General features: G+C 58.6%; 3 protein-coding genes. 1 reads left to right on the forward strand and 2 read right to left on the reverse strand.

Translation table 11 applies throughout. The features are described 5' to 3' along the window. Nucleotides 1-6 precede the first annotated feature (6 nt). Nucleotides 7-318 (reverse strand): acyltransferase, encoded by a 312-nt coding sequence (locus CH262_RS28470; protein WP_094718296.1) that lies wholly within the window; start codon nt 316-318, stop codon nt 7-9. Nucleotides 319-3,004: 2,686 nt separating this feature from the next. Here CH262_RS28470 and CH262_RS20380 point away from each other — a divergent pair. After that, complete coding sequence (locus tag CH262_RS20380; RefSeq protein ID WP_094718298.1) at nt 3,005-4,615, forward strand: polysaccharide biosynthesis tyrosine autokinase; 1,611 nt, start codon at nt 3,005-3,007, stop codon at nt 4,613-4,615. Nucleotides 4,616-4,976: 361 nt separating this feature from the next. Here the strand turns inward: CH262_RS20380 and CH262_RS20385 are convergent, their stop codons facing one another. After that, entirely contained in the window at nt 4,977-6,752 is a 1,776-nt protein-coding gene (locus tag CH262_RS20385; RefSeq protein WP_094718299.1) for a DUF4012 domain-containing protein, read from the reverse strand. Nucleotides 6,753-6,766: the final 14 nt, after the last annotated feature.

Below are 6,766 nucleotides of genomic sequence, written 5' to 3' on the forward strand. Positions count from 1 at the left end.
TTTCGGTTAGTGGCGGAATTTCTTGACGGTAGCCGGTGCGCCAACGGCAACGGCGTATGCTGGTATATCATTCATGACTACGCTATTTGCTCCAATTACCGCGCCGGCACCAATTCTCGACCCTTTCAGTATGGCGCAACCTCGCGCTATCCAGCAATCATCTTGGATCGTAATAGGCTCGGCGTCTACCTTTTGTCTGGTTATCGGCGTCCCCCTTTGTGTCCCATGGTTTCCATCGCGGATCGAGACTTGCTCGGCAATAAGAACGTCTTTGCCTATCGATATGTTTATCTCCGCGCCGATGATCACGTTATGCATGATTTTGGTGTTATTCCCGATTCGCAACTGAGCACCGGGCTGAACGTCGATGATCGTGTTGCGTCCTATATAGACACCATTCCCCAGATGCCAGCCCCGGTTTGGGGGGTTCCTGAAGTCGACGCCGGGGTCGACAAGTAGTTTATTGCCCACTGTTCCGCCCCATAGCCGTATCCAAAGGCTGTATGTTGCCCCCCTGATTCGACGTCGGGTTTGACGTGCATAGAACAGTATGTTTCGAGGTATCCGTTGAATCCGCACCGCGCTATTCTGCACCACTTCTTGCGGTATCGGTAGGTCTGTGCCCCACCAACGAAGAAACTAGGCTCATTATGTCCGGATCACCGCTCTACCATCGACCAGAATTTTGGATTAGTCCGACGGCGGACCTTGTTGAACGTCGACATACGACATGCCGGCGTGTGAGGCCCATCAGCTGGTCGGGCATCTTGCGAGTCTAGGAGTCGGTAGTCGATGCAGAAGTCGCTGCCTGATCGGTTGGATGCAGAATCAGTGGCGTCCGTGTATTCGGGTCGGTCCGCCAAAACTGAGTGCTAGGTGCCCGCGGGATGCCCACCAGCAAACTAGTTTCCCGTCGGTTTCCGTTGTGTGTCACATTTTGTTTCCGTAACTATCAGTCGGAAGGTTGACTGTGTCGCGGCGCATGCCTTCCGCTGCGGTGGTCCTAGGCGGTCGAGGGCGTCGATGTTGTAAAGCCGGCCTGGTCAGGGCCGCCTGTAGGTGACTTTGTTCGTGTCAGTTTGGCTGTTGCACGGCGTTGGTCGTGCGGTTGTGTCTACTGTGGTGCATCATTTGGAGTCGTGATTGCAAAGATGTGGTACTTGTCGATAACTCTGTATCGAAGAGGTCACGTTCGCAGCTCCCGGCTGTTAAAGGCCCTCGTGTATCTGTTTAACCAAGCGGTACTTCCTCCAGAGGCCATCGTAGGTTCGGGGCTCGTGTTTGGTCATTTCGGGGGCGGCGTGACGGTTCATCCCAACGTGGTCATGGGTCGTGATGTGATGGTGTGGCATCGTGTGACCCTTGCCGTCTCGGGGAGCCCGGGCTCGGCTGCCCGACTTGTGATTGGGGACAAGGTCACGATTGGCAGCGGGGCTGCGGTGGTTACTCCGTTTGAACGCGATCTGCATGTAGGGGCCGGAGCGGTGATTGGAGCAAATGCCGTAGTTACTAAGGATGTGCCTCCCAATGCCGTAATGGTCGGAAATCCGGCACGTCTTTCTCATTTTGTAGGTGACGGTAGATCAAAAAAATATCGGTAGGGGCAATTTGTCGGATTGCTTAGCTAAGGCGACGTCGAGGTGATGCGATTTGCTCAGTAGAATCAAAGAGGGTCGGGTAGTGAAATTTCGTAAGCTTCGTTCGAGTGGCCGATTTAAATTGGTCTTAATGGTCTCATTGTTGGTCCTATTATCCGTTCCAGTCGCTTTGTTCTCGGACCTTTTTGGCTATCTCAATCTAGCTAGAAGTCCTCATTCTTATAACGGAAAGGCCAACGACCTTTCTAACAGGGTTCAGCCTGACTCGTACTACGACGACCCGTGGGTCTACTTTATAGGTGACGGTTTTGTTAAGTCCCAGCAGTCCGATCCCAGCGATTCATGGCCCACAATTGTAGGTAAAGATCGTGGATGGTATGTACGAAATTTTGGAAGTCGCGGTGCGGGATACGCAACTCGTGGCTATGATGGACGAGAGTATTCGGACATTGCTCGCTCTGCCGGTTTGGCGGATGCCGACGGGGTCGTGGTCGCAGGCGGTATGAGTGATGCGCTATCGCCGGCACCGCTCGATGTTATAGAACGAGGAATAAATGGGACCTTCCTTGCTATACGGCAGTCTTCTCTCGAAGTGCCGATAACGGTACTGCCAGTGGTTCTGCCCGCTGGTACCCCGTCGGATAGGGTCAGTGAGATTAATTCAATATTGCGACGCGTGTCGCCGAAGTATGGTGCGCTGTTTGTGTCGGATGTGAGCCTGCCGACCGACTTTACTGTCGCCGAGGGTAGTGCGAATATTGCGTATTCCGTAAATGAGCAGATCGCCCGCGCGGTCTCTGGCCGCGTCCTCCCGCCCGCTGAGCGGTAGACGTTCATCCGCCTTGAATGCAGCGTTGTGTCATTCGGCGGTTGCTCGAAATTCCTGCCTAGATGGCTTGATGCTTTTAGCGGCTCAAATAGTCAGTATTGGTGTTCGCTCGTTTATGATAGATCCCCGCAGTGTCAGTTGGAAGGAAGCTGAAGGCTGCGGCGTTTTCTGAATTGTTTCCTGTTCGCGGTTTTATATCAATATTTGTGCGGGTCTTACGAGCGTTTCCGTACCTTTCGCCGGTTTACGGTGGAGTGTCTGGCGGCAAAAATTTAAAGATGGACCGGAGGGGCGTCGAGTCTCACGGCACCGGTCGCCGCGGTTATCCTTGTAGTGCTGCTCCCTCCCGGTCGGTCCATTGGACGGGCAGGACTATTTTCCGTTTGAAGATGTGCTGGTGCGGGCGGTGTGGGTGTCAAAGTGGGGCTCCTGCTGACTCTGAGTCGCGGGCCGGAGGCAGGGTTGCACTCCGCCGGCTCCAGGTCGACGGAGTGCGCAGGAGCTTGCCGATTGTGTAACGATTGGGTGGAACAGCTGCCCACTTCGGTTTTGTATGGACGGACTAGGAGCACGAAGCATGGAGATACAGGATTATTTGCGAATCCTGAGATTGCGGTGGCTCATTATCGCGGTCACCGTCGCCGTTGCAGTCCTGTGTGCATTAGGCGTATCTCTACTAACGACGCCACAATACGAGGCGCAAGCCAGGATGTTTGTGTCGACCTCGGGTGGTGCGTCGGTAGCTGAAACCTACCAAGGCAACCTTGCGTCCCAGCAGCTGGTGGCATCGTACTCCGAGTTGGCTGCAAGCGACGCGCTTGCAGAACGTGTCGTGGATGCGCTCTCTCTAAATATGTCTGCTTCGCAGCTAGCGAGTAAGATTACGGCGTCTTCAACGCCGGATACGGTGTTGTTCAATCTGACTGTCACCGATTCTTCTCCCACCCTGGCCAGGGACATCGCAAACGCTACGGCTGACCAGTTGGTCAGGCAGGTACGTGAGCTTGAGACGCCGGCGGACGGAAGTGCTCCTTCGGCCGGTGTGAAGACGTTCCAGGCGGCCACGTCGTCGGATATGCCTGTCAGTCCGAAGACGAAGCTCAACATTTTGCTTGGTGCCGCGTTGGGTTTGGTCCTCGGCTTCGCGCTGGCAGTCGTACGTGACCGGCTGGATAACACCATTAAGGGTCGCCGCGAGATCGAGTCGATCTCAGGCAGGGCACTGGTAGGTACTATCCCGTTCGACAAAGCTCGCAAAACTGAGCCCGCCGTCGACTTCCAGGATCTAACCCAATCGGCTAGCGCCGAGGCGTTCCGCGAGCTTCGCACCAACTTGCAGTTCCTCGAAGTCGACCATCCACCACGAGTCATCGTCGTCACGAGTGCGATTCCCAGTGAAGGCAAGACGACCACCGCAGTGAATCTCGCGGTGGCCCTGGCCGAAGCAGGCCACCATGTGGCGCTCGTTGAGGGTGATCTGCGTCGTCCGCGGGTGTCGAAGTACATGGGTCTCATTGGCTCGGTCGGACTGAGCACCGTTCTCGCGGGCCAGGCAACGGTCGAGGAGGTGCTGCAGCCGACCAAGTACGAGGGCCTGCAGGCCATGGCGTCCGGTCCCATCCCGCCGAACCCGTCCGAGTTGTTGGGCTCCGAAGCCTCGCGTGCTCTGTTGGTCGAACTTCGTTCGAGGTTCGACTACGTGATCGTCGACGGTGCGCCGTTGCTTCCCGTGACTGACTCGGCTGTTCTCACCACCCATGCCGATGGTGCTCTGCTCGTCACCCGCTACGGACACACGAAGTCCAACGAACTCGCGCGAGCCATCAGCAACCTCGAGACCATCGGCGCACGTGTTCTCGGTGTGGTGCTGGCGTTGACCCCGTCGAAGAAGGGGGACATGTACAGCTACTCGTACAACTACACCGCCGACACAAACCTGCCGCGTCAGGTGGTGCCCCCGGTACCCGCACCGGCACCTCAAGGCGCGCTCCAGCATCCGACGCCCGCAGCTGCATCCAATCCGCCAAATGCCGCCTCGGCATACCCCGGATCGGCGCAGCCTGCGCCTTCGGTACCGACTGACACCGCACGCACGGCCGCCAGCGCGGCACCGTACGCACGGGCACGCCGTCCCGAGGTGCACACCGACCCGTCGACGAACGGCACCAACAACCCCCCGCTTCCGTAAGTAGTCGGTTCTGCCGACACGAAAGCAGCTCGCGTCGTGATTTATCACGGCCGCAACCGACAATGCCCCGCCACAATCACAGTGGCGGGGCATTGTCGATTGTTGGAAGCTAGACGCGACCCTCGAATTCCGCCACCACGAACAGCACGATTAGTGCAAGCGTCAGGACTACCAACGCGATCCAAACAATTGGATCTGCACTTTCTGGTGGTCCGACACGGTCCCTACGTCGTTTTCCGAACACGGACCGAACTGTAAGTCAGTCGAAGAACAACCGCAGCCCCGTCGCGCCTAGTGTGACGAAGACGCGCGGGGCTGGGGGGTACCGGGCTGTCAGCGCTGGGCCATCAACGCTGGACAATCAGCAATGCGGCACGTCGATGCTGACGGTTGGCTGATCAACCAAAGGTTGCACGGGCACCGTCGCCTCACCCGGAGCCGAGGGCTCCTCGAGCTCCCAGGTAACCGTCTGCGACTTTCCTGGCGGGATGGTGAGATACGCGGCCTGCACGGGGCGACCCAATTCGGCTCCGGCCTGGATGGAGAATCCGGAAACACCGTTCACCTTCATGGACGTGATTTTCGCGCCCTGAGTGCCGTACAGATAGACGATTGACTCGTTGGTGCCGTACGGGACGTTCGGCTGAAATGTGCTCGCCACATAGGACGTCAGGCCGTTCGGATCCACGTTGTTGGTCAATGTCGCTGTCACTGTCGACTTGCGGGTCCCGGCGGTGCAGGATTCGGCCGAATATTTGATATCGCGCGCCAGGTAGTAATCGAGCTTGTTGCCACCGGCATTGTTGACCACCACATTGGCGTAGGGGGCCGGGCTGTCCGGCAACACGTGACCCACCTTGGTACCGGCCAGAATTGCCTCCTCGGCCGGATCTGCGCTCCACACCGAAATGCGGCCCTCACTGCCGGCGCGGCCCACCGCGTCGAGCAAAGATCTGGTGGGGGCAGCGCCCGTGGTCATCTTCTGTACCACTGCGGACGCGATCTGCTGCAGGTACGCCTTACGTGCCAACTGGTCGTCACCGAACCTCGAATAGGCTGTGCTGAGAGTGATTTCGACGACGTTGTCTGCCGTGATCTGCTCTCCGTCGGCCAACGTGACCAGCCCGGTGGCTCCGAGGATGTAGCTCAACGCAATCGGATCGGTGGCGATGGCACCGTTCAGCACCTCACCGGTCTGCTCGGTCCACATCGACGACCAGATCTGGCCGGCATACGGAAAGTGCGGGCTCGCATTCGAGTTTCGGAAGTCGGTGGTGGTGTTGCGCGGTGCCCACAGGGCGTTGTACTCGGGGCCCAGGTCAATGGGCTGTTTCGCGAAGTCGAGATCGCCGTTGCTGCCGAGAGTGTCGACACGGGCGGTGCCGTTCTCGGCGCGAATGATGCCGTAGCCACCGAGCAGGCCGCCGGTGCCGCGGGCCTCCGCGTTGGTTTGGAACGCGAGAAAGTAACTGCGCGGGCCGTTGTCGCCGAGCATCGACGGCAACAGCTGACTGGCGATGCGCGTGTTGGTGAGCAGGCCTGCGAGGTCGTGTGTTTGATCGATCAACGACGTACGTGCATCGCTGACGACGCCGAGGAATGCGGGCTCGTCCACCTGCTGGGCTTGGAGGCTCAATTCCTCGGCTGCGGCGGCGGTCTGCTCCAGTACGGGTTGTGCGTCCCGGAGAGCGGCGGTATCGACCTTGCCGCCACCTTCGACGAGGCTACTCGGGTTCAGGCTTTCGCCCGCCGTCGATGCGGGAGTGAGGACGTCCACGGCCAAACCGTGCACCACATCGGTGATCTGAGCTACCGATTTCAGCGGACTACCAAGGTAAGGAACGGCTTTCGCTATCGAAAACGGGATGGACGTCGTTGCCGACACCGCGTCGTCCGCCGATTCCGAGGCCCGAGCGGCTGCAGCCTCGGCACCGGCCGCATCACCGTCGAGCAGAGCATCTTTCGCCTGCGTGGCGGAGTCGCGCGTCGCGTTCAGGCTGGACTGAGCGGTGTAGGCCTCGTACCCCAGCCACACCAGAAATGCGACGAGGACGGCCAGCAACACCCCCACCGTCAGGAGAATCGGCCGCTTCTTGCCGGATCGAGAACCACGAACATCGGTGGAACTGGTCGCCATTGTCGGTGGCCTCT

The sequence above is a fragment of the Rhodococcus sp. 05-2255-1e genome, from assembly GCF_002259025.1.
Lineage (GTDB): Bacteria > Actinomycetota > Actinomycetes > Mycobacteriales > Mycobacteriaceae > Rhodococcoides > Rhodococcoides fascians.

What these genes read in the sequence shown, in the direction of transcription:
- CH262_RS28470 (WP_094718296.1), bottom strand. Translation starts at nt 318, where the DNA reads ATGCATAACGTGATCATCGGCGCGGAGATAAACATATCGATAGGCAAA.
- CH262_RS20380 (WP_094718298.1), top strand. Translation starts at nt 3,005, where the DNA reads ATGGAGATACAGGATTATTTGCGAATCCTGAGATTGCGGTGGCTCATT.
- CH262_RS20385 (WP_094718299.1), bottom strand. Translation starts at nt 6,752, where the DNA reads ATGGCGACCAGTTCCACCGATGTTCGTGGTTCTCGATCCGGCAAGAAG.